Annotated in this window: 18 protein-coding genes, 1 pseudogene and 1 riboswitch; of the genes and pseudogenes, 5 read left to right on the forward strand and 14 right to left on the reverse strand. The window is 71.6% G+C overall.

All coding sequences use genetic code 11. From position 1 onward, the window contains the following. Positions 1-28 precede the first annotated feature (28 nt). Positions 29-2,917 carry an aminomethyl-transferring glycine dehydrogenase gene (gcvP, locus tag HCC61_RS12635; protein WP_169135482.1) on the reverse strand — a complete coding sequence of 963 codons (2,889 nt, stop codon included), beginning with the start codon at positions 2,915-2,917 and terminating at the stop codon, positions 29-31. A 187-nt stretch (positions 2,918-3,104) separates the two neighbouring features. Beyond that, positions 3,105-3,200, reverse strand: a riboswitch (glycine riboswitch). Positions 3,201-3,456: 256 nt separating this feature from the next. Between gcvP and HCC61_RS30190 the strand changes: the two genes are divergently transcribed. Next, positions 3,457-3,885, forward strand: coding sequence for a PRC-barrel domain-containing protein (locus tag HCC61_RS30190; protein WP_346777159.1), 429 nt, complete (start codon positions 3,457-3,459; stop codon positions 3,883-3,885). A gap of 56 nt (positions 3,886-3,941) precedes the next feature. Here HCC61_RS30190 and HCC61_RS12645 read toward each other — a convergent pair. The 10 genes and pseudogenes from HCC61_RS12645 to HCC61_RS12690 form a co-directional block, all read right to left on the reverse strand. Then, positions 3,942-5,339, reverse strand: a pseudogene (locus HCC61_RS12645) (DNA polymerase IV); the annotation flags it as partial. Between the two features lie 33 nt (positions 5,340-5,372). Next, entirely contained in the window at positions 5,373-5,942 is a 570-nt protein-coding gene (locus HCC61_RS12650; RefSeq protein ID WP_169135693.1) for a MerR family transcriptional regulator, read from the reverse strand. A gap of 241 nt (positions 5,943-6,183) precedes the next feature. Further along, complete coding sequence (locus HCC61_RS12655) at positions 6,184-6,657, reverse strand: bifunctional nuclease family protein (RefSeq protein WP_028437364.1); 474 nt, start codon at positions 6,655-6,657, stop codon at positions 6,184-6,186. A 67-nt stretch (positions 6,658-6,724) separates the two neighbouring features. Next, positions 6,725-7,501, reverse strand: a complete 777-nt coding sequence (locus HCC61_RS12660) for a MerR family transcriptional regulator (RefSeq protein ID WP_169135484.1) — start codon at positions 7,499-7,501, stop codon at positions 6,725-6,727. 16 nt (positions 7,502-7,517) lie between these two features. After that, positions 7,518-8,039 carry an FHA domain-containing protein gene (locus HCC61_RS31490; protein ID WP_346777160.1) on the reverse strand — a complete coding sequence of 174 codons (522 nt, stop codon included), beginning with the start codon at positions 8,037-8,039 and terminating at the stop codon, positions 7,518-7,520. Between the two features lie 437 nt (positions 8,040-8,476). Continuing rightward, on the reverse strand, positions 8,477-9,178 hold the full coding sequence (locus HCC61_RS12670; RefSeq protein WP_169135694.1) for a DUF881 domain-containing protein: 702 nt from the start codon (positions 9,176-9,178) through the stop codon (positions 8,477-8,479). A 403-nt stretch (positions 9,179-9,581) separates the two neighbouring features. Then, a complete protein-coding gene (locus tag HCC61_RS12675) occupies positions 9,582-9,914 on the reverse strand; it encodes a small basic family protein (RefSeq protein ID WP_070017514.1) in 333 nt (110 codons plus the stop codon). Then, on the reverse strand, positions 9,914-10,810 hold the full coding sequence (locus HCC61_RS12680; RefSeq protein ID WP_206322397.1) for a DUF881 domain-containing protein: 897 nt from the start codon (positions 10,808-10,810) through the stop codon (positions 9,914-9,916). Before HCC61_RS12680 ends, HCC61_RS12675 begins: the two co-directional genes overlap by 1 nt. Before the next feature lie 59 nt (positions 10,811-10,869). Further along, entirely contained in the window at positions 10,870-13,365 is a 2,496-nt protein-coding gene (locus tag HCC61_RS12685; protein ID WP_169135487.1) for a mannose-1-phosphate guanyltransferase, read from the reverse strand. Between the two features lie 105 nt (positions 13,366-13,470). Continuing rightward, positions 13,471-14,079 carry a CDP-alcohol phosphatidyltransferase family protein gene (locus HCC61_RS12690; protein WP_169135488.1) on the reverse strand — a complete coding sequence of 203 codons (609 nt, stop codon included), beginning with the start codon at positions 14,077-14,079 and terminating at the stop codon, positions 13,471-13,473. Positions 14,080-14,815: 736 nt separating this feature from the next. On the opposite strand from HCC61_RS12690, the gene HCC61_RS12695 reads away from it, so the two are divergent. Next, positions 14,816-15,265 carry a PTS glucose transporter subunit IIA gene (locus HCC61_RS12695; protein ID WP_169135489.1) on the forward strand — a complete coding sequence of 150 codons (450 nt, stop codon included), beginning with the start codon at positions 14,816-14,818 and terminating at the stop codon, positions 15,263-15,265. Positions 15,266-15,352: 87 nt separating this feature from the next. Further along, positions 15,353-17,023: a phosphoenolpyruvate--protein phosphotransferase gene (gene ptsP, locus HCC61_RS12700; RefSeq protein ID WP_169135490.1), complete on the forward strand. Its 1,671-nt coding sequence runs from the start codon at positions 15,353-15,355 to the stop codon at positions 17,021-17,023. Between the two features lie 171 nt (positions 17,024-17,194). Here the strand turns inward: ptsP and HCC61_RS12705 are convergent, their stop codons facing one another. Continuing rightward, positions 17,195-18,181, reverse strand: a complete 987-nt coding sequence (locus tag HCC61_RS12705) for a hypothetical protein (RefSeq protein WP_169135491.1) — start codon at positions 18,179-18,181, stop codon at positions 17,195-17,197. Positions 18,182-18,264: 83 nt separating this feature from the next. Continuing rightward, complete coding sequence (locus tag HCC61_RS12710; protein WP_169135492.1) at positions 18,265-20,352, reverse strand: acetoacetate--CoA ligase; 2,088 nt, start codon at positions 20,350-20,352, stop codon at positions 18,265-18,267. 488 nt (positions 20,353-20,840) lie between these two features. Here HCC61_RS12710 and HCC61_RS12720 point away from each other — a divergent pair, with 488 nt between their 5' ends. Together HCC61_RS12720 and HCC61_RS12725 are read left to right on the forward strand one after the other, a co-directional pair. Next, positions 20,841-23,186 carry a TIM-barrel domain-containing protein gene (locus HCC61_RS12720; RefSeq protein WP_346777161.1) on the forward strand — a complete coding sequence of 782 codons (2,346 nt, stop codon included), beginning with the start codon at positions 20,841-20,843 and terminating at the stop codon, positions 23,184-23,186. 13 nt (positions 23,187-23,199) lie between these two features. Continuing rightward, a complete protein-coding gene (locus HCC61_RS12725) occupies positions 23,200-24,051 on the forward strand; it encodes a M15 family metallopeptidase (RefSeq protein WP_169135493.1) in 852 nt (283 codons plus the stop codon). A 140-nt stretch (positions 24,052-24,191) separates the two neighbouring features. On the opposite strand, the gene HCC61_RS12730 is transcribed toward HCC61_RS12725, so the two are convergent. Continuing rightward, positions 24,192-25,652 (reverse strand): aldehyde dehydrogenase family protein, encoded by a 1,461-nt coding sequence (locus HCC61_RS12730; protein WP_169135494.1) that lies wholly within the window; start codon positions 25,650-25,652, stop codon positions 24,192-24,194. Positions 25,653-26,035 lie beyond the last annotated feature (383 nt).

Here is a 26,035-nt window from a genome sequence, read left to right on the forward strand (position 1 = left end):
TGCGTCGCCTTCCCGCCGTGCCGGCGAGTCAGCCGTCGTACTCCTCCACCGGCGGGCACGAGCACACCAGATTCCGGTCGCCGTAGGCGCCGTCGATCCGCCGCACCGGCGGCCAGTACTTGTCCGAGGCGTGAACCCCGGCGGGGAAGGCCGCCTCCTCCCGTCCGTACGGATGGTCCCAGTCCCGGCTCAACTGCCCTGCCGTGTGCGGTGCGTTGCGCAGCGGGTTGTCCTCGGCGGGCCACTGGCCCGAGCCGACCTTCTCGATCTCACCGCGGATCTCGATCATCGCCTCGCAGAACCGGTCGAGTTCGGCCAGGTCCTCGCTCTCCGTGGGCTCCGTCATCAGCGTCCCCGGCACGGGGAACGACATGGTCGGCGCATGGAAGCCGTAGTCGATCAGCCGCTTGGCCACGTCGTCGATGCTCACGCCCGTCTGCTTCGTCAGCGGCCGTACGTCGATGATGCACTCGTGCGCGACGAGTCCCCGCGGTCCCGTGTAGAGCACCGGGTAATGCGGCTCCAGGCGCTTGGCGATGTAGTTCGCACCGAGCACGGCCGCCTGCGTGGCGCGGCGCAGCCCGTCGGCGCCCATGAGCCGCACGTACGCCCAGGAGATCGGCAGGATTCCGGCCGAGCCCCAGGGCGACCCCGACACGGGTCCGATGCCGGTCGACGGGCCCGCGGCGGGCTGAAGCGGATGGTTGGGCAGATGCGGGGCCAGATGCTCGCGCACGCCGATCGGTCCGACGCCCGGGCCGCCGCCGCCGTGCGGGATGCAGAAGGTCTTGTGCAGGTTGAGGTGGGAGACGTCGGCGCCGAACTTGCCGGGCCTCGCGAGTCCCATCAGCGCGTTGAGGTTGGCGCCGTCCACGTAGACCTGGCCGCCGGCGTCGTGCACGGCCGCGCAGATGTCGGTGATGTGCTCCTCGAAGACGCCGTGCGTGGAGGGGTAGGTCACCATCAGCACGGACAGCTCGTCGCCGTACTGCTCGATCTTCGCCCGCAGGTCGGCGGTGTCCACGTCGCCGTCCTCGCTGGTCTTCACGACCACGACCCGCATGCCGGCCATCACGGCGCTGGCGGCGTTGGTCCCGTGGGCGGAGGAGGGGATCAGGCAGACGGTGCGCTGCTCGTCGCCGCGTGAGCGGTGGTAGGCGCGCACGGCCAGCAGCCCGGCCAGCTCGCCCTGCGAACCGGCGTTGGGCTGGAGCGAGACCCTGTCGTAGCCGGTGATCTCCGCGAGCTGGTCCTCCAGTTCGCGGATGAGCGCGAGATAGCCCTCGGCCTGGTCGGCGGGCGCGAAGGGGTGCAGCGCCGCGAACTCCGGCCAGGTGACGGCCTCCATCTCCGTGGTGGCGTTGAGCTTCATCGTGCACGAGCCGAGCGGGATCATGCCGCGGTCCAGCGCGTAGTCCCGGTCGGCCAGCCTGCGCAGGTAGCGCAGCAGCGCCGTCTCGGAGCGGTGCTCGTGGAAGACGGGGTGGGTCAGGTAGTCGTCCTCGCGCAGCAGCGCCTCGGGCAGCGCGTCGTCGGGGGTACGGGCCTCCAGCTCCTCGACGTCCGCCTCGACGCCGAACGCCGACCACACGGCCTCCAGTTGAGCCCTGGTCGTGGTCTCGTCGCAGGCCATTCCGACGTGGTCGGCGTCCGTCTCGCGCAGGTTCACACCGGCCTCGCGCGCGGCGGCGACGATCTCGGCGGCACGGCCGGGCACCCGCGCGGTGACGGTGTCGAAGTAGCCGCCGTGGACGATCTCGGTGCCGCCGGCGCGCAGCCCCTCGGCGAGCAGCGTGGCGTAGCGGTGCGTGCGGCGGGCGATGTGCGCCAGCCCCTCGGGCCCGTGGTGCACGGCGTACATGCCGGCCATCACGGCGAGCAGCACCTGGGCGGTGCAGATGTTGCTGGTGGCCTTCTCCCGGCGGATGTGCTGCTCACGGGTCTGGAGGGCGAGGCGGTAGGCCTGATCGCCGTCCGCGTCCTTGGAGACCCCGACGAGGCGCCCGGGCAGGTTGCGCGCGTACTTGTCGCGTACGGACATGTAGCCGGCATGCGGACCGCCGAAGCCCATCGGCACCCCGAAGCGCTGGCTGGACCCGACGGCGATGTCCGCACCGAGCGTCCCCGGGGAGGCCAGCAGCGTGAGGGCCAGGAGATCCGCGGCGACGGTGACGACCGCACCGAGCTCGTGCGCCTCCTCGATGACGGCACGGTGGTCGCGCACGGCTCCGGAGGCCCCCGGGTACTGGAGCAGCATCCCGAAGACCCCGCGCTCGGCGACGTCCGCCGGGACGCCCTCGCTCAGATCCGCGACGACGACCTCGACCCCGGTCGGCTCGGCTCGCGTACGGATCACGGCGACGGTCTGCGGCAGGCAGTCGGCGTCGACGAGGAAGACGCCCTCCTTGACCTTGCCGACGCGGCGCGACAGGGCCATCGCCTCGGCCGCGGCGGTGGGCTCGTCCAGCAGGGAGGCACCGGAGGTCGGCAGCCCGGTCAGGTCGGCCACCATGGTCTGGAAGTTGAGCAGCGCCTCCAGCCGGCCCTGGGAGATCTCCGGCTGGTACGGCGTGTAGGCCGTGTACCAGGCGGGGTTCTCCATGACGTTGCGCAGCACGACCGAGGGCGTGAACGTGCCGTAGTAGCCGAGCCCGATCATCGACGGGAGCACGCGGTTGCGTGCGGCGAACTCCCGCAGCTCCGCGACGACCTCGGCCTCGGTGCGGGCGCGAGGCAGGTTCAGGGCGTCCTTGCTCTTGATCGCCTCGGGGACCGCCGCGGCGGTCAGCTCGTCGAGGGAGCCGTACCCGACCTGGGCGAGCATCTTGGCCTGGGCACCGGCGTCGGGGCCGATGTGCCGCCGTTCAAAAGGAGTTCCGCGTTCGAGATCGGCGAGGGGGATGCGATTGGCAGTCATCTGCGGGGGCCTCCTGGTCGCTGTGACCTACGGGGACACCACGGCGCTGGTGCCCGGACGGCCTCCCCCTCTGTCATCTCAACCTGAGAGTTTCACCGGCCCGCCCCGGCTGAGCGGGGACCCGGCTTTCACCGTCGGTGAGGAGGAGCCCAGGCACTGCTCGGCCCGCCCTGCTTTCCAGAGTGACCTCGCCCGCGCGGTACGTGAGCCTGAGAGATTCCGGGGAGGAGTTGCTCCTTCGGCGCCTCCGGCTGCTGCCGGGGGACTCTCCCGCTCGGGGTCGACGGCCGTTTACGAGCCTACCAGCGGTGCCTCCCACGGGAGCTGGAGATGCACTCGGGTGGCCAACCGCTGAAATGTGCCTTTGGGTGGTAATACGGCTGTACGACCGGCTCCCGGCGTCCTCGGCGCCCCCGCAGCACGTCCGTTGCGCGGCAGTACGGCAAGGCCGAGGGAGGGGTTCGCCAGAGATCGCACACCCAGGGCCGGCGCCGTCCCCCGACGCACCCGGTGCCCCGGTACGACTGCTTGGAGGGACCGTGCAGCACGACATCGACCCGCGAAGCCTGATCGGCCGCAGAGCCCAGGACAGCGCCGGCTGCAAGATCGGCACCGTCGGCGAGGTCTACCTCGACGACGCCACAGGCGAGCCGGAATGGGCGGCCGTCCGCATGGGCCTCTTCCGCCGGGAGGCCCTGGTACCGCTCGAGCCGAGCGAGGTCGTCGGCGACGTACTGCGCGTCCCCTTCGAGCGCGCCCTCGTGCGCAGCACACCCGTGCTCGGGGTCGGCAGACATCTCTCTCCCCGCCAGGAGCTCCAGCTCTACCTCCACTACGGGCTGGACGTGCCGCCGTCCGCCGAGGCCGACGGTCCGGCCTCCCCTTCGTCCGCGCCCCCGGCCGCCTCCTCCGTCTCCTCGTCCGAGTCCGACCGGGACTTCGGGCGGATAGCGGGGTCCGGAAGCTGAGACGGGTCCCCCGTCCGGCGCAACGGGTCCGCACAGGTCGGCCGCGCCATCGCCGCGAGCGGCTGCGGTCCGGCCGGTTCCAGAGCGGAGTCGTCCACCGCGTACGTACGGACCCGGCCCGGCGGCGATCCCGGGGTCTCGAACCGGACCGTCACCCGCCCCAGGCCGCTGCCCTGCACCCAGCCGTGGCCGTGTACCGGATGCCATACGTCGCGGCCCGGGATCCAGTGCCTTTCCGGCGGCACCCGGGCCGCTTCGGAACCGTCCGCGACAGCGGTCCCCTCTGCCCGCGGGGCCGCGGCTTCGGCCCCGGCCTCCTCGTGGGACTCCGCACCGGCCCGCTCCTTCTCCTGTTCCTTCGCGTGCGCCTGGGCCTGTGCCTGTGCGAACAGATCCTCCTGAGTGAAGTCCGCCAGACCGCTCACGCCGACGCCCAGCAGACGCACGCCCGCCGTGGTGTCCACGGTGTCGAGCAGTCTCGCCGCGGCTTCACGCACCACACCCGCGTCGTCGGTGGGACCGCGCAGCGTCTCGGAACGCGTCAGGGTCGAGAAGTCGTAGCTGCGGACCTTCACGACGACGGTGCGGCCCGATCTCCCCGCCGCCCTCAGCCGCTCCACACAGCGGTCGGCGAGCCGCGCGACCTGCGCCTGCACAAGGGCCCTGTCGGTGAGGTCGACGTCGAAGGTGTCCTCCACCGACACCGATTTCGCGTCGCGCTCCGCGATCACCGGCCGGTCGTCCCAGCCGTTGGCCATCGCGTACAGCGAGGCGCCGTGCGCCCGGCCGAGCAGCCTCAGCAGCTCGTCCTCCCCCGCCTCCGCCGTCTCCCCGACCGTCGTGATTCCCGCACGGCGCAGCGCCTCCGCCGTGGCGGGCCCGACCCCGGGCAGCGTCCGTACGGACATGGGGGCGAGCAACTCCCGCTCCGTGCCCGGCTCGATCACGAGCAGTCCGTCGGGCTTCGCGTCCTCCGAAGCGATCTTGGCAAGCATCTTGGAACCCGCCAGCCCCACGGAACCACTGAGACCCGTCGTCCTCCTGATCGTCTCCCGCAGCCGCTCCCCCACGGCACGCACGTCCGGGGAGGCCGAACCGTCAGTGAGCGCGCCGCCGGCCTCCAGATCGACGAACGCCTCGTCGAGGCTGAGCGGCTCCACGAGGGGCGACAGCCCGGCGAGGATCTCCATCACGGCGTCGCTGACCTCGCGGTAGAGGCTGAAGCGGGGCGCCAGATACGCGGCGTTCGGGCACAGCCTGCGGGCCTGCCCCATGGGCATTGCCGAGTGGACTCCGAAGATCCGCGCCTCGTACGAGGCCGTGGAGACGACTCCGCGGGGGCCGAGACCGCCCACGATGACGGGCTTGCCGCGAAGACTGGGCTTGGCGGCCTGCTCGACGGCAGCGAAGAACGCGTCCATGTCCAGATGCAGGATCGTCGGAACGCTTCTCACACTGCTCGATGCTGCCGCACGGCACTGACAGTCTCAGCCGGCGCGGTTGCGCCGTCGTGCCAGCTCGTCTCCCGGGTGGTCGCCGACGATGGTCTCGCCGGTGTCGACATGCTCGCCGTGCAGCTGTGACAGGGCGCCTTCGACGTCCTTCCACACCACGCCCACGGCGATACCGAAGACGCCCTGCCCGCCCTGGAGCAGCCCGACGACCTCGTCCGGCGAGGAGCACTCGTAGACGGTGGCTCCGTCGCTCATCAACGTCATCTGCGCGAGGTCCCCCGGGCCGAAGGAGCGCAGGTGCTCCACGGCTGTGCGGATGTTCTGCAACGAGACGCCAGTGTCCAGCAGCCGCTTGACGATCTTGAGGACCACGATGTCGCGGAAGCTGTAGAGCCGCTGGCTTCCCGATCCGTATGCGGGCCGGATGCTCGGCTCGACCAGGCCTGTACGCGCCCAGTAGTCGAGCTGGCGGTAGGTGATGCCGGCGGCGGAGCACGCGGTGGGACCGCGGTATCCGATCCGGTCGTGCGACGGGTCCGTGTCTCCGTCCCCCTGAAGCGGCCCTGCGCCGCCCCGTTGTGGAGGAGAGTCGCCCGCCGTCATACCGTCGCCGGTACCTCTCACGCCGACCTCCGTCCTCCGCGTCCCGGGGCACACCCGGAACCTGCCTCACCGAAGGTAGGCAGTCACCCGGGGTGCGTCAACGATCGCCACACTGGGCACGCCGGGTGATAATCCCCCAAGGTGTGGTTTCCAGTAACCAGCCACGGGGAAGGCCTCACGGCTTCGCTGTCGCCGGTGAGCCGAGGGGCCGACGGCACTCGTGCCGGTGGTGCCCGGAGCGTCACTGGCTGCTGGTGCCGAAATCCTCCGGCGAGATCTGGTCGAGGAACTCCCGGAACTTCTCGACCTCGTCCTCCTGCTCGTCCGGGATCGCGATCCCCGCGTCGTCCAGCACACCCTCGCTGCCGTAGATCGGCGTACCGGTGCGCAGTGCCAGCGCTATGGCGTCCGACGGGCGCGCGCTGACCTCGACTCCGCTGGCGAAGACCAGCTCCGCGTAGAACACGCCTTCGCGGAGGTCGGTGATGCGGACAGCCGTGAGCTCCTGCCCGACCGCTTCCAGTACGTCCTTGAACAGATCATGAGTGAGCGGGCGCGCAGGCGTCATTCCCTGCTGCGCGAAGGCGATCGCGGTCGCCTCCCCGGGGCCGATCCAGATGGGGAGGTACCGGTCGCCACCCACTTCACGCAGCAGCACGATCGGTTGGTTGGAGGGCATTTCGACCCGGACACCCACAACGTCGAGCTCGTTCACACAGCAACCCTAGGCCGTGCCCCGCCTGTTTGGGTAGTCGGGACCCGCCCCGAGCTGTCGTATGAGACTACTCACCCGGGCGGCAGCCGCCGTCGGCCCGCTCAGCGGGCCCGGCACACAGCGCAGCCTGCACGAACGACGCGTGCAGCTGCACGGCCAGCGCGGCCAGGCGCACCGCGGTGCCGTCCGCCGCCGCGCGGGTACGGGCGTCGGCGGCTCGCCTCAGCGGGGCCACGGCCCGATCGACCATCCCGGCCTCGCGGTCCGCCGCCGCCTTCACATCGCGCAGCTGCCTGGGCCGTATCCCGTGACCGCCGAGGTCGGAGACGATACGGACGACCGTCAGCGCGGCCGCGTCATAGGAGCCGTCAGGGTGCGGGGCGATCAGGCCGTACGACTCCCACTCCGCGAGGTCCGACTCGGAGGCCTCCGCCGCCGCCAGCAGCTCGGCCCGGCCGACCCGGGGTCCGGAAGGGGCTGCCGTCCCGCGAGAACGCCCGGGGCGGCCCGGCCGCCGGTGCGTCTGAGCGGGCAGGGACGGGCGCTCTCCACGGGCGACGGCGTCGAGATGCCTCTTGATCACTCTCAGCGGGAGATAGTGGTCACGCTGCATCCGCAGAACGGAGCCGAGCCGTTCCACGTCCTCGACGCTGAACCTGCGGTAGCCCGAGGGCGACCGCTGCGGCTCGACAAGGCCCTCCGTCTCCAGAAAACGGATCTTGGAGAGGGTCACCTCGGGGAACTCTTCACGCAGCACACGCAGCACGGCTCCGATACTCAGCGGCTCGCCGCCCGTACCGGCGGCGGCGCCGTCTCCGGCACCGCCGGGCGGTGTGTGCTCCATGGGCCTCCCAGGAAGGTCAGACCGGGCGCTTGCTGGCGAAGAAGACCAGCCGGAACTTGCCGATCTGCACCTCGTCGCCGTTCGACAGCGGAACACCCGCCTCGATGCGCTCCCGGTTGACGTACGTGCCGTTGAGGCTGCCGACGTCGGAGACGGTGAAGACGCCGTCCGAGCCGCGCCGGAACTCCACATGGCGCCTGGAGACCGTCACGTCGTCCAGGAAGATGTCGCTCTCGGGATGGCGGCCGGCGGTGGTCAGATCACCGTCCAGCAGGAAGCGGCTGCCGGAGTTGGGGCCGCGGCGGACCACCATCAGGGCGGAGCCGAGCGGGAGGGCGTCGACGGCGGCCTGTGCCTCGGGAGACAGCGGCGGGGTCTGCTGGCCCGTCGCCTCGGCCTCATATGCCTCGATGCCGGAGATCGAGATCGTCGAAGTCGTCTCGGAGGAACCTTCGGGGCCGCCGCCCCGAAGCGGTGCCCCGCAGTTGGAACAGAACCGGCTCGCCTCGGCGACCTGGGTCCCGCACCTGCTACACACCGGCACGGCAGATCCTCCACCTGTACTCGAGGTTGATGGTGCACCGGAACCTATGCGGCCCGACGCTGCGGGGTCAACAGAAACCCCTCCCTGACCACCCGCATGGCCACCGGCGCCCGAAGCGGCGACCTCGTCGCGGAACAACGGCCGTTCGGCACCCTCTTCCTCAGGGCCGGCCACGGCGTCGTGCCGCCGTGTGGCCGGGCGCCGCCCGGCGCCGCCGCCGTGGTCCTGGCGGCGCTTGCCGAACAACCTTGCAAAAAAACTCACGGGCGATTCCCCTCGCATGAAACAGACCCGCCCGTGGGGCAGGACAGACCCTCGATGCTCTCACTCCGCCGAATACGACGCCCGGACAACGTCCCAGGCCTACGGACAGTTTCCCTCACGCGATGGTCACCGGGCCCGCCGACCCCCCGCAAGACTCCGCCGCCCCATCACCGTCCGGATGACCGAGCGTAATCAGGCCGCTTCGAAGAGCGCAAGGCGTCCACGACGATCTTCTCCGAGGCCTTGACGGACGCGTCGGCCTGCTCCTTGCGCAGCGTCTGGACGACACCGCCCGGGATGTTCAGCGCCGGCTCCAGGTCCTTGGACTTGCCGATCACCTCGAAGCGGTACGGGGGACCGATCTTGTGACCGTCCACGCGCACTCCGCCGGAGCTGTCCGAGAAGTACGTGTTCGCCACGACTCGTACGTTGTTGACCTCGATGGCCTCGGCTCCGGCCGCGCGCAGTTCCTGCACGGCGTCGAGGAGCATGTCTGCCTCGACGGACTTGCCGGGGTCGGTCACGGTCAGCTCGATGCCCGGGCCCTGGGCGCCCACCGTACCTGCGAGCACGCCGAGTTGGCGTGCCTTCTGCCGGGTCTGCCTGCGTGCCTCCTCCGCCTGGTCGGAGCTGTTCTCCAGCTCTGTGCGCTGGCGTTCGAGGCTCTGCTTCTCGTCCTCGAGCCGCTTGGTGCGGTCGTCGAGTTCGTCGAGGATGCGCACCAGATCCTCCTGGCGCGCGCCGCGCAGCGAGCTGTTCTCACTCGTGGAGCGCACCTGGATCGCCAGGCCGAGGCCCAGCACGAACAGCAGCAGGGCGACGATGAGTTGGGCCCTGGTGACGCGGGGCGGCCAGACCGCGTCGGCCAGCCGCTGGCGGCCCGTACGTCCGCGGCCGTCGCCGCCCGCGGGCGCGGCGGAAGGCTCCCGGTCCTCGCCGGCATCGTGGGCGGCCTCGCCCGCGGGTCCCTTCCCGGACCTGCCGGGCTCCCGCGGCTCTCCGTACCGTGCGGAAGTCCGCGGGACGACGCCGAACTCTCCTGCGTACGGCCCGAGTCGGGCGACCCGTCATCGCGGGAGTCGCGGGACTCCTGCGACTCCCGGGAGTCGCCACGGTCGCCGCCGTCCCCGGAACCGCCCCCGGACGAGGCGGAATCGGCATCCTCGGAGTGCTCCGGGCGTACGGGACCGCGATGCCGCTCGCGGCCGCCCGCCGGCTCCTCGGGCGGCAGTTCGCCCGGGTGCTTGTCGCCGTCCTGCTCGCTCATCCGCCTCACGCCCGGAAGACGTGCCGGCGGATGGCGGCCGCGTTGGAGAAGATGCGGATGCCGAGCACCACGACCACGCCGGTGGAGAGTTGGGCCCCGACACCGAGCTTGTCGCCGAGAAACACGATCAGCGCCGCGACCACGACGTTCGACAGGAAGGAGACGACGAACACCTTGTCGTCGAAGATCCCGTCGAGCATGGCCCGAAGCCCGCCGAAGACAGCGTCAAGCGCCGCGACAACGGCGATCGGGAGGTAGGGCTCGACGATCGTCGGGACGACGGGCCGGACGACGAATCCGGCCACGACCCCTACGATGAGGCCCAGTACGGCGATCACTATCTGCTGCCCTCTCCTGTCTGCACCGGCTTTGCCGTCCGGACGATCAGGCTCGGCGCGGCCGGGAGCCGCACCTCGTCCTGATTGCTGATGCTGGTGCGCACACCGTAGTTCTCCTCCAGCACCTGCAAGTACTGTCCGTCGGCACTGTCCTGGAACGTCGTGCTCAACGTCTTCCCCGGCCCCACTGCGAGGAGGGTGTACGGCGGCACGAGCGGCTTGTTGTCCACGAGGATCGCGTCGCCGGCGGCGCGGATGGCCGAAAGCGACGTCAGGCGCTGGCCGTTGACCGATACGGCCTCCGCGCCCGACTCCCAGAGGCCGTTGACCACGCGCTGGAGATCCCGGTCCCGTACGCGGCCGTTGTCGGAGAATCCGCTGCTCTGCCGGGGACCGCCCGAGTCGCTGTCCTGGGTGTCCTTGGCGTCGTCCACGACGAGTTTGACGCCCGGCCCGTGCACGGGCAGGGCGCCCGACAGCAGGCCCGCCACCTGTGCATCGTCGCCACCGTGCTGCTCCAGCGCCTTGCGCTGGCGCGCCCCGACGTCCTTGCGCAACTCGTCGACGCTGTGCTGGAGAGAGTCGGCGCGGCGGTCGCCGTCGTCGATCCGGGTGATCAACTCCTGTCGCTCCTTGGCGAGTTCAGGAGCGGTGACCCTGGCCTGCGCGGCACCGAGGGTGACCACCAGGGCGGCGAGGACCAGTCCGGCGCCGAGCCAGAGCTTGGCGCGTACGGTGCGGGGCATGCCGGACCGGCCCTCGACGCCGCGACGGGCGGCGGCCTGCGCGTAGCCGTCGTCGAGACTGTGGTGCATCGCGTTGTTCAGCAGCGACATGGAGGCATCGGGCGGCACAGGCCGCGATGCGGTACTCCGTTCAGGGTGCTGCTGCGACATGACGCACATCGTCGCACGGCCAGGTCACTGCCGCCGAACGGGCCTGTGACCACCCTCCGTCAGCGGCCAGCGCTGTCCACCACCGCGGCCCACTCCTCCAACAACGCCTGCGCAGAAGCCTCGTCGGGACCTTCCGCCCACAAGTGCGTCACCGCCTCTGCGGGATCCGGCAGCACCATCACCCAGCGGCCGTCGTCCTCAACGACCCGGATGCCGTCCGTGGTGTCCACGGAGCGGTCACCCGCGGCCTCGACGACGGTCCGCATCACCAGGCCCTTCACGGCCCACGGCGTGGCAAGGTCCCGCTTGAGCACATGCGCCCTCGGGATGCGTGCGTCGATCTGGCTCAGCGTGAGCTGCGCGCGGGCCACGAGTCCGATGAGGCGTACGAAGGCGGCGGACCCGTCGAAGACGGAGCTGAACTCCGGGGTGATGTATCCGCCGCGGCCGTCGCCGCCGAAGACCGTCGTCTCGTCACGGCCGACGCGGGTCAGATCGTCGGGCGACGTCGTCGTCCACTCGACCTGTGTGCCGTGGTACGCGGCGACCTGTTCGGCGATACGGGTCGTGGTCACCGGAAGGGCCACCTTGCCGCTGCGGCGCTCCGCGGCGATCAGGTCGAGCATCACCAGCAGCGCCCTGTCGTCCTCGATGATCCGGCCCCGCTCGTCCACGAGGGAGATGCGGTCGCCGACCGGGTCGAAGCGGATGCCGAAGGCGGCGCGCGCGGACGCGACGATCTCGCCGAGCCGGACGAGGCCGGAGCGGCGTTCGTCGGCCGTCTCGGTGGGACGGGCCTCGTCGAGGCCGGGGTTGATGGTCAGCGAGTCCACTCCGAGGCGTCCCAGAAGGCTCGGCAGTACGAGGCCGGCGCTCCCGTTGGAGGCGTCCACGACGACCTTGAGACCGGCCTCCTCGACGCCGGTGGTGTCCACGGAGCGCAGCAGCGAGCCGGTGTAGGAGTCGTAGACGCTGGAGGGGAAGCGGAGGTCGCCGATCTCGCCGGGGAAGGCCCGCCGGTACTCCTGCCGCGCGAAGACCCGGTCGAGCTTGCGCTGTGCGGCCTGGGACAGGTCGGCGCCGCGCTCGTCGAAGAACATGATGTCGACGTTGTCCGGGACACCGGGCGTCGTACGGATCATGATGCCGCCGGCGCTGCCCCGTGCGGTCTGCTGGCGGGCGACGGGCAGCGGCACGTTCTCCAGGTCCCGTACGTCGATGGCGGAGGTCTGGAGCGCGGAGATCATGGCGCGCTTCAGGGCGCGGGCGCCGCGGGAGTGGTCGCGGGCGGTGGTGACCGTGGACCCCTTCTTCAGGGTGGTGGCGTAGGCGCCGGCCAGGCGTACCGCGAGCTCCGGGGTGATCTCGACGTTCACGATGCCGGAGACGCCGCGGGCGCCGAAGAGATGGGCCTGCCCGCGTGACTCCCAGATGACGGAGGTGTTGACGAAGGCGCCCGCCTCCACCGTCTTGAAGGGGTACACGCGCACGTTGCCCTGGACGATCGACTCCTCGCCGATCAGGCACTCGTCACCGATGACCGCGCCGTCCTCGATGCGGGCGGCGCGCATGATGTCGGTGTTCTTGCCGACGACGCAGCCGCGCAGATTGGCCTGCGGCCCGATGTAGACGTTCTGGTCGACGACGGCGCGGTGGAGGAAGGCGCCGCTCTTTACGACGACGTTGGAGCCGATGACCGAGTGCTCGCGCAGTTCGGCGCCCGCCTCGACCTTCGCGTAGTCCCCGATGTAGAGGGGACCGCGCAGCACGGCGTCGGGGTGGACCTCGGCGCCCTCGGCGACCCAGACGCCGGGAGAGATCTCGAAGCCGTCGATGTCCACCTCGACCTTGCCTTCGAGCACGTCGGCCTGTGCCTTCACATAGCTCTCGTGGGTGCCGACGTCCTCCCAGTACCCCTCGGCGACGTAGCCGTAGACGGGCTTACCCTCCTTCATCAGCTGCGGGAAGACCTCGCCGGACCAGTCGACGGAGGTGTCGGGTTCGACGTAGTCGAAGACCTCGGGTTCCATCACGTAGATGCCGGTGTTGACGGTGTCGGAGAAGACCTGGCCCCAGGTGGGCTTCTCGAGGAAGCGCTCGACCTTGCCGTCGTCGTCCACGATCGTGATGCCGAACTCGAGGGGGTTGGGTACGCGCGTCAGGCACACGGTGACGAGCGCGCCCTGCCGCTTGTGGTAGTCGATGAGCTCGGTCAGGTCGAAGTCGGTGAGTGCGTCCCCGGAGATGACGAGGAAGGAGTCGTCCTTGAGGGCCTCTTCCGCATTCTTCACGCTGCCCGCCGTGCCGAGAGGCTTCTCCTCCCTGGCGTAGCTCAGCTCCATGCCGAGCTCCTCGCCGTCACCGAAGTAATTCCTCACGAGGGAGGCGAGGAATTGCACGGTCACAACGGTCTCGGTGAGCCCGTGGCGCTTCAGCAAGCGCAGCACGTGCTCCATGATGGGGCGATTGGCCACGGGCAGAAGCGGCTTGGGCATGCTCGCGGTCATGGGGCGAAGGCGGGTGCCTTCACCGCCGGCCATAACGACGGCCTTCATATCGGCAGCGTCCTCCTCGGTAAGATGGCGGTCATACCGACTTCCCCGATCAGGGAAGGGCCACACCTTGACCCGGCGCGAACCGGCCGCAGTTCACAGGCGAACTCAGGCGGCCGCCGTTCCGGAGTCGATCAGGCGGCGCACCTGTACGACGTACAGGATCCCCGCCCACCAGTAGAGCGCGGTTCCCCAGCCGGCGAAGGCCCATCCGAAAACCGCGGCGAGCGACGCGATCCAGCCGCTGCCGTCGCTGAGAAGCAGCAGAGGAAACGCGTACATCAAGTTGAATGTCGCCGCCTTCCCCAGGAAGTTCACTTGGGGAGGCGCATAGCCGTGGCGGTCCAGGATCCAGACCATCACGAGGAGCAGTAGTTCGCGCGCCAGCAGCGTGGCGGTGAGCCACAGCGGCAGGATCCCGCGCCAGGTGAGACCGAGCAGCGTGGAGAGGATGTACAGCCTGTCGGCGGCGGGGTCGAGAATGCGCCCGAGATTGCTCACCTGGTTCCAGCGGCGGGCGAGCTTCCCGTCCAGGTAGTCGCTGATGCCGCTCAGCGCGAGGACCAGCAGGGCCCAGCCGTCGCAGTTCGGGCCGTGGAAGACCGGCCACAGGATCAGCCACAGGAAGACGGGCACGCCCACGAGGCGGGCCATGCTGAGGATGTTCGGGATGGTGAAGACCCGGCCCTCCTCGGACTTCTCGTCCTGGACCTCCACCGGGGGCCTCCTGTGACACTCGTGCCGACGCTGCACCCAGACCCTACCGGGAGCCTACGGGCCCGCGTACAGGGGCCCGTACGGTGCGGGGAGGGCCGCCGAGGGACGGGCACCGGACCGTCGCCCGCCGCTTCCCGGCACTCAACTGGACTGCTTTCGGGGGGAGTTGGGGTTGTTCCGGGGGGCTCGGCGCGGGGCGGGCTCTGCCAGGGACTTGGGTGCCGGGACCGCGGTGCCGGTTGCGGAAGCAGAACCGGAGCGGGGCAGGCTTCGCGCTTCGTTCCGGTGCTGAAAGCCGCCCGGGATTCTTTCGCGCCACGGTTTCCGGAAGTCGATCCCACGGCGCAGGGGAATTCTCCGCGGTTTCTGCGGCGCATTCTCCGCTCTCGATGCCTGCCCGCCGTCCGTGAGAGAAGTTCTCGCCGTGCGGCTCGAACAATGCGCCACTTCACGCCGCGGACCGGAAATCGATTCAGCGGCCGGAACGGTGCGCGGGTTCACGCCGTGGTTCCGCCAACGCGGGTCGCACAAGCACGGCTGCCGCTTTCTCGCGGCAATGACGGGAAACGGCACCGGCAGGGCCGCGGAAGCCATCCCCGGGGGACGCCCGTACGCACACGCCACACCCTTACGCCGGAACTGAGGGCACTGTTTCGATGACTTACGCTTCTCAACGACGCGCCGTCCGGGACAGGTCGGAGACGGCGGACGTTCCGTTCCCTCATCGGGAGGCACCATGACCACCGTCACGTCCCCTCTGGCCGGAGTCGCCGTCGGACTTTCCTCGGTGCCGGACCCCGTTTTCTCCTCCGCGATGGTGGGTCCCGGTACCGCCGTGGACCCCGTACGGGAGCGCATCGAGGCGGTCGCCCCGGTCGACGGGATCATCGTCTCGCTGCATCCGCACGCCTTCGTCGTCGTCGACGCGGACGGCCGCGGGGTGCTGACCCACCTCGGCATCGACACGGTGCAGCTCAACGGGGAGGGTTTCGAACTGCTCGTCGCCAAGGGCGACACCGTCACGCGCGGGCAGCCGCTCGTACGCTGGGACCCCGCCGTCATCGAGCAGGCCGGGAAGTCGCCCGTCTCTCCGGTGATCGCACTCGAGGCCGCCGCCGACTCGCTCGCGGCGGTCGTGGAGGATGGCGCCGTCGACGCCGGTGCGACGCTCTTCAAGTGGGAGTGACGTCCGTACCCGCAGTCGCGCAGAGCGTCCCGCACCCGTGAGGCCCGGCGGCGTACGGGCTCACCGCACCGACCGGAGATGAGCGACATGGACACGACCCTTCGAGGTGTCGGCGTAAGCCACGGCGTGGCGATCGGCGAGGTCCGCCACATGGGAACGGCCGTGGTCGAGCCGCCGGACGGCCAGATCCCGGAATCCGAGGCGCCGAGGGAGCAGCAGCGGGCGCGGCGTTCCGTCGAGGACGTGGCCAACGACCTGATGGCGCGGGGCAATCTCGCCGGCGGCGACGCGCAGGCCGTGCTCGAGGCGCAGGCCATGATGGCCCAGGATCCGGAGCTGATGGGCGAGGTCGAGCGGCGCATCGCGGCCGGCAGCACGGCGGAGCGGGCCGTGTACGACGCGTTCGCCGCCTACCGCGCGCTGCTCGCCGGCGCCGGCGAGTACCTCGCGGGGCGGGTCGCGGACCTGGACGACGTACGCAACCGCATCATCGCGCGACTGATGGGCGTGCCCATGCCGGGAGTGCCGGACAGCGACCGGCCGTTCGTGCTCGTCGCCCGCGACCTGGCACCGGCCGACACGGCCCTGCTGGATCCCGCGCTGGTCCTCGGCTTCGTCACGGAGGAAGGCGGCCCGACCAGCCACAGCGCCATCCTGGCGCGGGCGTTGGGCGTGCCCGCCGTGGTGGCGCTCGCGGGCGCGTGCGACGTGGACGAGGGCACCGTGATCGCCGTCGACGGCAGCACCGGCACCGTACGGGTGTCGCCGAGCGAGGAAGAGCAGGCCGCTCTGACCCGGGAGGCGGAGGAGCGCAAGGCCGCGCTGGACGCGGCGAAGGGGCCGGGGGCGACGTCCGACGGTCACAAGGTGCCGCTGCTGGCGAACGTGGGCGGTCCCTCGGATGTGAGCGCCGCGATCGAGGCGGGGGCGGAGGGCGTCGGCCTGTACCGCACGGAATTCCTCTTCCTCGACGACAGCACGAAGGCGCCTTCCGAGGAGAAGCAGGTCACGGCCTACCGGCAGGTGCTGGAGGCGTTCCCGGAAGGGCGCGTGGTCGTGCGCGTCCTGGACGCGGGAGCCGACAAGCCGCTCGACTTCCTCACCCCCGGCGACGAGCCCAATCCGGCGCTGGGCGTGCGCGGGCTGCGTACGCTGCTCGATCACCCCGAGGTGCTTCAGGGGCAGTTGGCGGCGCTGGCCAAGGCGGCCGAGGGACTGCCGGTCTACCTGGAGGTGATGGCTCCGATGGTGGCGGACCGGGCCGATGCCGGGGCCTTCGCCGAGGCCTGCCGTACGGCGGGCCTGGAGGCCAAGTGCGGGGTGATGGTGGAGGTGCCGTCGGCGGCGCTGCGGGCCCGCTCCGTGCTGCAAGAAGTGGAGTTCCTTTCGCTGGGGACGAACGACCTCGCCCAGTACACCTTCGCCGCGGACCGTCAAGTGGGCGCCGTATCGCGGCTACAGGACCCGTGGCAGCCCGCGCTGCTGGACCTCGTGGCGCTGGCCGCGGAGGCCGCCTCGGCGGAGGGCAAGAGCTGCGGGGTGTGCGGGGAGGCGGCCGCGGATCCGCTGCTCGCGTGCGTGCTGACGGGCCTCGGCGTGACGAGCCTGTCGATGGGCGCCGCCTCCATTCCGTATGTACGGGCGACTCTGGCGAAGCACACGCTGGCGCAGTGCGAGCGGGCGGCATCGGCGGCGCGCGCCGCCGACAGCGCCGAGGAGGCGCGCATCGCCGCTCAGGCCGTGCTGTCCGGGGAGTGACCGGAGCCGCACCATGGCCGCCGGGCCGTACGGCGAGGACGAGCCCGGCGGTGGAGCGGACACGTCGGGGCCGGAGCGCGGAATCCGTACGGCACTGACGGCGCGGCGCGGCGGGCCGGCGTAGGCAGCCGGGGCAGCCGGGGCAGCGGGGTGGGGCCGCAACGCATGGGCTCAGCAGTGCAGTTCACCTCCCGGGTGCGGCAGCTCGAAGCCGGGTGCGTGCTCGACTCCCGGCTCCGGGGCGACCGGCTCTCGCGTGGCCGGATCCGTGCAGTACGCGGCGAAGACCTCGGCGGCGCTGAGCGGAGTCAGCCAGCTCCGCACGGGGTCCAGCCGCCAGCCCCGGACCACGTCCACGTCGCGCGGCGCCTCCTCGCCGCCGACGCCGACGCCGTCGCCCTCGCCGCCCCGGTCTGCTCCGCCGCCACCGGCGCTGCCGCCGCCCGCTCCGCCCGCCTCCGTACGGAACACCAGCCCGCCGTGGCTGACGGTGGCGAAGCCCGCGGCGACGGCGGTGGTCAGCGCGAGCGCCGCGGCCTCATGGGCCTGGACGTCACCGGCCGGTGTGCGGCGCACATCGAGGGCGGTCACCAGCGGCGATCCCGGAACGGCCACGCTGACGACCAGATGGTGCGCCCCGGGCCCGGCCGCGTCGAGGAGCGTGCTCAACGCCCGTGCCGCGCGCTCGAACGCCGCCTTCCCGATGTCCCTGCCGCACCGCGCGCAAGAACCGGCCTTCGCCAGGATCTCCGCCCCCGCCTGCCACGTGACCCGGCACGCGTGCGCGTCCCGCAGCTGCGGCAGCAGCCGGCCCAGGGTCTGCCCGGCGTAGGCCACGGTGGCGCCGGCGGCCGCGACCTCCGCCACATAGCGGCCGCGGTTCGCCGCGGTGTCGGGGTCGAGACGCTGCTCCTGGCAGTACAGCTCGTAGTCGACGGGGTCGAAGAGGGCCACCCGGGCGTGGACTTCGCCGGCTCTCAGCTCGCGCAGCAGGCCCTCCAGCCGGCGCAGATAGCTGCGGTGGTCGTCGAAGGCGAAGGATCCGTAGCCGCGCATGCGCGCGAAGTGCGCCTCGTCGGCCACGACCGGGACGATGCTGGGTGCTTCGCGGCGCAGGGTGCGGCGGCGGCTGCGCTTGCGGCTTCTGCTGTGTGCCATGGACTCCCCCTCGGTCCCTGCGGATCACTTGCTCACTCACCGTAGTCGGGGGGTCTGACAACGGCCGCCGCGGCCGCCCGGAATCACCCGGTACGGGTGGGCCCTCCGGTCCGTCCCTCCCCGTCGCCCGCGCCGCCTCCCGTACGCTCCCGGGCCAGCCGCTCGTAGAAGCGCAGCAGCCCGACGTCGTCCACGGAGCCGGGGTTGACCGCCTTGTCCAGGCTCGTGCCCTGGAGCACGCGCTTGACTGGGACTTCGAGACGCTTGCCGGTCAGGGTGTGCGGCACGCCCTCGATCTCGAGGATCTCGTCGGGCACATGGCGGGGTGAGAGCCCTTCGCGGATGGTGCGCTTCACGCGGTCGCGCAGCGCGTCGTCGAGCACGGCGCCCGGTGCGAGGTGGACGAAGAGCGGCATCCAGTAGCCGCCGTCGGGCTCTTCGACGCCGATGACGAGGGATTCGCGGATTTCGGGCAGCCGCTCGACGGCCTCGTAGATGTCGGCCGAACCCATGCGCACGCCCTGGCGGTTGAGGGTGGAGTCCGAACGGCCGTGGATGATCACGGTGTTGCGGCCGGTGAGCGTGATCCAGTCGCCGTGCCGCCAGACGCCGGGGAACATCTCGAAGTAGCTGTCGCGGTAGCGCGCTCCGTCCGGGTCGTTCCAGAAGCGCACGGGCATCGAGGGCATGGGGCGGGTGACGACCAGTTCACCGACGTCGTCTGTGAGCGGCTCGCCCTGCGGGTCCCAGGACTGGAGGTCCGTGGCGAGTGACGGCGCCTGGAGCTCGCCGGTGTGCACGGGGAGCGTGGGCACGGCGCCCGCGAAACAGCTGCATACGTCGGTGCCGCCGCTGACGGAGGCGATCCACATGTCGTCGGAGATCTCGTCGTGGATCCAGCGGAAGCCGTCGGGCGGCAGCGGCGAACCCGTGGTGGCGACGCACTCGATGCGGGAGAGGTCCAGGTCACGGGCCGGATGGATGCCCGCCTTGCCACAGGCCATGATGTACGCGGCCGAGGTGCCGAAGAAGGTGGTGCCGGTGCGGGCGGCCACGCTCCACTGGGCGTTCATGTCGGGGTAGCCGGCGCTGCCGTCGTAGGTGACGACGGTGCAGCCCGTCAGCAGGCCGGAGACGAAGAAGTTCCACATCATCCAGCCCGTGGAGGTGTACCAGAAGAAGCGGTCCTCCGGGCCCGTGTCGTTGTGCAGGCCCAGCTGCTTGAGGTGTTCCAGCAGGATGCCGCCCTGCGACTGGACGATGGCCTTGGGAAGCCCGGTCGTGCCGGAGGAGTACAGGACCCACAGCGGGTGCGCGAAGGGCACCTGCTCGAAGACGGGTGTGCTGTCGGCGGATCCGGCGGGCGCCGAGGTGAGGGCCGACCATTCGAGCATGCCGTCGGGGGCGGGCGAGCCCAGCAGTGGAACGTGAACTGCCGCACGCAGACCGGGCAGTTCGCGGCGCAGCTCGGCCACGGTCTCGGCGCGGTCGTGCTCCTTGCCCCCGTAGCGGTATCCGTCCACCGCGAACAGGACGGCCGGTTCGACCTGCTGGAAGCGGTCGAGGACGCTGCGGGCGCCGAAGTCGGGGGCGCAGGAGGTCCATACGGCTCCGACGGCCGCGGTCGCGAGGAGTGCGACGACTGCCTGCGGGACGTTGGGCAGGTATCCGCTGACGCGGTCGCCGGGCCGCACGCCCAGGCGGCGCAGCTCGGTGGAGAGCGAGCCGACCTGGCGGCGCAGTTCGGCCCAGCTGACGGGGCGGGGCTCGTGCTCCTCGTCGACGTGCAGCAGGGCCGGGTCGCCGGCGCGCTCCGGGTCCTCGGCGGTACGCAGGGCGTGCTCGGCGTAGTTGAGGGTCGCGCCGGGGAACCATTCGGCGCCGGGCATGGCGTCGTCGGCCAGCACCGTCTCGTACGGGGTGGAGAACCGTACGTCGAACCACTCGGTGAGGGCACGCCAGAACGCGGGCAGTTCCTCGACGGACCAGCGGTGCAGCGCGGCGTAGCTCGCCTCGGGGTCGCCGGGCACGACGGCGGGCGCCCCGTGATGCTCGGCCGCCCACGCCTGGAAGCGTGTGATCCGGGCGCCGGCGACGCGGTCGGGCCCCGGCCGCCAGAGGGGCTCCGGCGCGGGGGGCGGCGACTGCGGCGTGCTGTGCGCTGTGGTCATGGCGGGCGGCTCCGGGTCCGGACGGGCTGGCGGCATGCTTTGCGGGCGTACAGGGGACTGATCAGGACGATGCCATGCGACCAATGCTCACGCCAGGGCGCACACCACATGCCCGCCGCCCGGCGAATGTGGCCGAAGCACCCCGCGGCAGCTGCCGGCACGGGGGCGGGCACGACAGCCTCCGGACCGGGGCCCATGAAGGCGCGGAGGGCGCACGGGACCGGCGGATGTTCACCGGGTGAACTCCGGTTGAACGCCGCTGACGTGCTGCGCATCGCGCTGGCACGCTGAAACGTATGGACAGGCGGGGCCTGGCGGGGACGGTGAGGACAGCGGGCGCGGCGTGGTGGACGAAATCAGGACGGCGGGGACAGGGGAAGACGGACGGCCGGGCGGACACGCGAGGGACGAGCCCGGCGCGGTCCCCCTGGCTCCCGAGACGTTCGGCGGGCGGGAGGCCGGGGGCTTCTGGTCCTGAGCGCGCGCGTGTGCCGGGTCCCGCGCGGGGTGCGCAGCCGGGCCCCGGCGGCGGCGTCGTCCGGTTCGAGCGGTCCTCGCTCTCGGTGCGCGTCGCGGTCGGCGGTGCCCTCTTCCTGGGCTGGGACGGCGCGGAGCCGGGCCCGTCGCGGGCGCTCCCCGGAAAGGTGCCCGAACCGGACGCCCGCGCCGTGCTCGAACCCGACAAGGACGGAGGGTGGCGGGTCGTCTCGGAACGGCTGCTGCTGACCGTCTCTCGGCACGGCGCCGTGGAGGTACGCACGCCGGGCGGCGAACTGCTGCGCCGGGATCTGCCTCCGCGCTGGTGGGAGAGCGCGGCGGGGCAACAGCCGTACGTACGGCGGGAGTCGGGCGTGCGGGAACGGGACGGGCGGGACACGGACGGGCAGGACGCGGGGGAACGGGACGCGGACCGACGGGACGCGGAGGAGCGGGACCCGGGCGCGGGCGGCGGGCGCGGGCACGGTGATGGAAACGGGCAGGTGCCGGAGCCGGGACCGCCCGGCCCGTACGCGGACCCGCCGGGCCCGGCGGGTTACGGCCGGTGGATGCAGCGCTCCCAAGTCGCCGCGGACGCGCGCTTCTTCGGGCTCGGCGGCCATACGTGCGGGCCGCGGCTGCCCGACGGTTCGTACGAGCTGCACGGCGTCGGATCCGGATCCGGACCGGGATCCAGCTCCGGGTTTTCAGCGGGAGCCGGAGCCGGTACCGGACCCGGGACGGGGACCACTGCGGATGTGCCCCGTGGTCCGGACGCTCCGCGGATCACGATGCCGGTGCAGCTGGTGGTGGCCGACTCGGGAACGCACCTGGTTTTCCACGACAACGCGGGCGAGGGCCGTATGACGGTCCGCGAAGGCCAGGAGGGAAGGGGCTCCGGGCACGACCGGGCGGGATCGAGCGAGATCCGCATGGGCGGCGGCCCGTTGCGCTACTGGGTGATCGCGGGGCCGCCCGCGCGGGTGCTGCACGGCTGGTCACGCCTGACGGGCGCGCCGTCGCTGCCGCCGGGCTGGGCGCTGGGCTACCAGCACGCGGTGCCCGTCGCGGGAGCGGCCCAGCGGCTGAGGGAACTCGCCGCGGGCTACCGCGAGCACGAACTGCCCCTGCGTGCCCTGCACTTGGATGCTGACACCGGTCACGGCGGGCGGCGGGTGCTCAGGGGCGCACGCGACAGGCCCGCCGATCTGCCGCGGCTGGCGGCCGAGTTGGGAGCGGAGGGCGTCCGGCTGGTGTCCGACGGGCCGGCCCGCACACGGCCGCCGCGCCCGTCCGGTGCCGGAGAGACGACCGGGGAGAACGAGGCGGCTTCGCCGGGCGTTCCGGCCACACGCGCGGCCCGGGACGGCCAAGGCGCTCCAGACGCCCAAGGCCAAGACGCCCAAAGCACCCAAGACGCCCAAGGCCAAGGCACCCAAGACACCCAGGGCGTCCAAGGCGCCCCGGACGAGGGCGAGTTCGTCCTCGTCGGTTCCGGCTGGGCGGGGATGCACCGCGAAGGGGGCACCTGGGGCGGGGAGTTGCCCACGGGATGGGACGGGCTGCGTGCGTCGCTGTCCCTCGTCGTGAGCCTGGGGCTGTGCGGCGTGCCGTACTGCGGTCCGGGGATCGGCGGCTCGACGGGCGCACCGTCGCCAGAGCTGTATCTTCGCTGGTTCCAACTGGCCGCCTATTTCCCGCTGTTCCACGTGCACAGCGGGAAAGGGCTGGGCCCGCGGGAGCCCTGGGCGTTCGGCGGCGAGGTGCTGGAGGGCTGCGCCGCCGCGATGGCCGAACGGGAGCGACTGCGCCCCTACTTCACCACGCTCGCCCATCTCGCGCACCGCACCGGCGCACCGTATGTGCGGCCCCTGTGGTGGCAGCATCCGCGCGAACGGCCGCTGCGCGAGTGCGACGACGCCTTCCTGCTGGGAGACGCGCTGCTCGTGGCGCCCGTGCTGGAGGAGGGCGCTCGCAGCAGGCCGGTCCGGCTGCCGTACGGCCGCTGGTACGAGACGGCGAACGGCTCGGTGCACGACGGCCCCGGTGAAGTCGTCCTCGACGCCCCGCTGTCGGGGATTCCGGTGCTCGCGCGTGCGGGTGCGGCGGTGCCGGTCCGCCGCACGGACGGTGCGACCGAGCTGGAGGTATGGACGCCCGCCCCTGGGCGCACGGGCAAGGGGCTCGTCATCCGCGATGCGGACATGGACGGGGGCAACGGCGAAGGCAAGGGCGAGGGCTCCCGGCGGCATCCGGCGCCCGCCGAGCGCTTCAGGGTGCTGCGGCGCGAGGGCACCACGGTGGTGACCCGTGAAGACGGTGCTCCCGTGGGCTACCCGGTACGGCTGCGCAGCTGATAGACGAATGGCCATGGCAGCTTTCAGAGGATCACTCAGCCGCACGGCACTCACCGCCGCGCTGGTCGCCCTTGCCGCTCTCGTACCGGCGGCGCCGGTCTCGGCGGCGTCCGGGACGGCCACGGACGCGGCCCGGTCGCCGGGCCACGGCCAAGACCCGTCCGCTCCACGGGAGTTCGTCGCGCTGCGGGACGTCGCACCGACCGTCCTTCAGGAGATCCGCTACCGCACGCCGCACAACTTCACCGGCGACCGGATACGCGGCTACCGGCAGGGCATGTGCATCGTCACCCGCGACACGGCCGAGGCGCTGAGGAAGGCCCAGCGCTCCTTCCTGCGCAGGGGCTACTCCCTGAAGGTGTACGACTGTTACCGCCCGCAGCGTGCAGTCGACAACTTCGTGGAGTGGGCGAAGGACCTCGACGACGAGCGGATGAAGGACGAGTTCTATCCGCGCGTCGAGAAGGACCGCCTCTTCGAGGACGGCTACATCGCGGAGAAGTCCGGCCACAGCAGGGGCAGTACGGTCGATCTGACGCTGGTGCGGCTGCCGGCCCGCCCGACCCGGCCGTACCGGCCGGGCGAGCCGCTGGTGTCGTGCTTCGCGCCGAAGGACGTGCGCTTCCCCGACAACTCCATTGACATGGGGACGGGTTTCGACTGCTTCGACACGCTGTCGCACACAGCCGATCCCCGCATCCAGGGCAGGCAGCGGGCGAACCGGATGCTGCTGAAGGACACGATGGAGAAGGCCGGGTTCACCAACCTCCCCGAGGAGTGGTGGCACTACACCCTCGACGAAGAGACCTTCCCCGACACGTACTTCGACTTCCCCGTCTGGCGCCGCGCCCTCAACGGGCACTGACGGGCGGCCCGTTCACGGTTTCCGGCACGGCGGCCGGGGCACGGCGGCCGGGCGAACTGCGGGCGCGTGGGAGGGAGGTGCGCCACCTCCGGGATCCCGGCACCCGCACGTACGCCCGTCCGCCGGCCTGCCTCCGGGGCTCAGAACGGGTAGTGCGCGTGCCGCGTCGCCAGCGTCACCCAGCGGGTGTTGCTGAACGCCTCGATGCCCCAGCGCCCGCCGAAGCGCCCGTACCCGGAGGCCTTGAAGCCGCCGAAGGGCACCTGCGGCTCGTCCGCCACCGACTGGTCGTTGACGTGCACGATGCCCGTACGGATCCGGCGTGCGAGGTCCAGCCCGTGCGTGCCGTTCTCGGTGATGATCCCGCAAGTCAGCCCGTGCTCGGTGTCGTTGGCCAGGTCGACCGCCTCGTCGTCGGCGGCGAAGGGCGTCACGACGCACACGGGACCGAACGCCTCCGTGTGGTACAGCTCCATTCCGGGGGTGACGCCGCGCAGCACGGTGGCCGGGTGCACCGCGTTCTCCGGCGCCCCTCCCCCGGTCAGCACCTCCGCGCCCTTGCCGACGGCGTCCCGTACGAGCGCCGCGACCCGCTCGGCCGACGCCGCGTCGATCATCGGGCCGATGACGGTGGCCGGATCGGACGGGCCGCCGTGCGGCAGCCCGGCGACCTTGGCGGTGAACTTCTCGGTGAACTCCTCGGCCACAGAGGCGTGTACGAGGATCCGGTCGCCCGACATGCATATCTGCCCCGCGTTCATGAACACGGCGAACGTGGCGGCGTCGACCGCGTAGTCCACGTCCGCGTCGTCGAGGACGATCAGCGAGTTCTTTCCGCCCAACTCCAGTACGGCGGGCTTGAGATGCTGCGCCGCGAGGTTGCCGATGAGACGGCCGACCCCGGTCGAACCGGTGAAGTTGACGGCGCGCACCGCCGGTTCGGCCACGAGCGCCGCGGCGACGTCGGCTGCGTCCTCGCGCGCGTTGCTGACGACGTTGAGCACGCCGTCCGGCAGACCGGCCTCCCGAAGCGCGTCCGCCACGAAGTAGCCGCAGGCCAGCGGCGCGTCCTCGCTGGGCTTGACGACGACGGTGTTCCCGGCGGCGAGCGGCGCCGCCACGGCGCGCGTCCCGAGGATCACCGGTGCGTTCCAGGGGGCGAACGCCGCGACGACACCGACGGGTTCGCGTACGGCGAGGCTCAACGTCCCGTCGTCCTGCGGCGACAGCACCTCACCGCGTGGTGCGGTGACCGCTGCCGCGGCCTCGCGGAGCATCCCGGAGGCCAGGTGCACGTTGAAGAGCGCCCACGGGCGGCTGCCCCCCGCCTCGTGCGCCATCAGCGTCGCCGCGTCCTCGCCCCTGGCTTCGAGGATGTCGGCGGCCTTGAGGAAGACGGCGCGGCGCTCGGCGGGCCCCGTCGCCGCCCACGCCGGGAAGGCCGCGTCCGCGGCCTCCACCGCGCGGCGCACGTCGTCCGGCCCGCCGGCGGCGACGGTGGCGTACACCTCGCCGGTGTACGGATCGTGGTCCTCTGCCGTACGGCCGGAGGCGGCGGGGACCTCTTGCCCGCCGATGAGCAGGTCACGGTGGATGGTCATGGCGGGGGTCCCTCCTGAGACGGGCGGTGCGGGTTCGGGGTGCGGGCGGCGGAGCGGGACGGCCGTGAGACGCCGGAGGACCGGCGGTCAGGGCCGTGTTCGCCCGGCGAACTTTCGTTCACAGTCACTGGGCCGGAGTCTCCGGCCGCCCTGTGCCGCTGTCAACGGCCAGGCGACGCCGTTCCTCCTGCGTACGGGCGCGGAGCACGCGGCGCCCCGGTGCGGCACGGCCCTCGGCGGTCGATGCCCGGCCCGGAATCCGGGGGAAATGCGGGGCCGATCGACCCGACACGACGGTGATGTCGATGACCTCCCCAGCCCCGCGTGTCCATGATGTCCATGCCCTTGACGGTCCCTCAGCTGCGATGAACACTGCCGGAACG

This window comes from Streptomyces sp. HNM0575 (assembly GCF_012726265.1).
GTDB lineage: Bacteria > Actinomycetota > Actinomycetes > Streptomycetales > Streptomycetaceae > Streptomyces.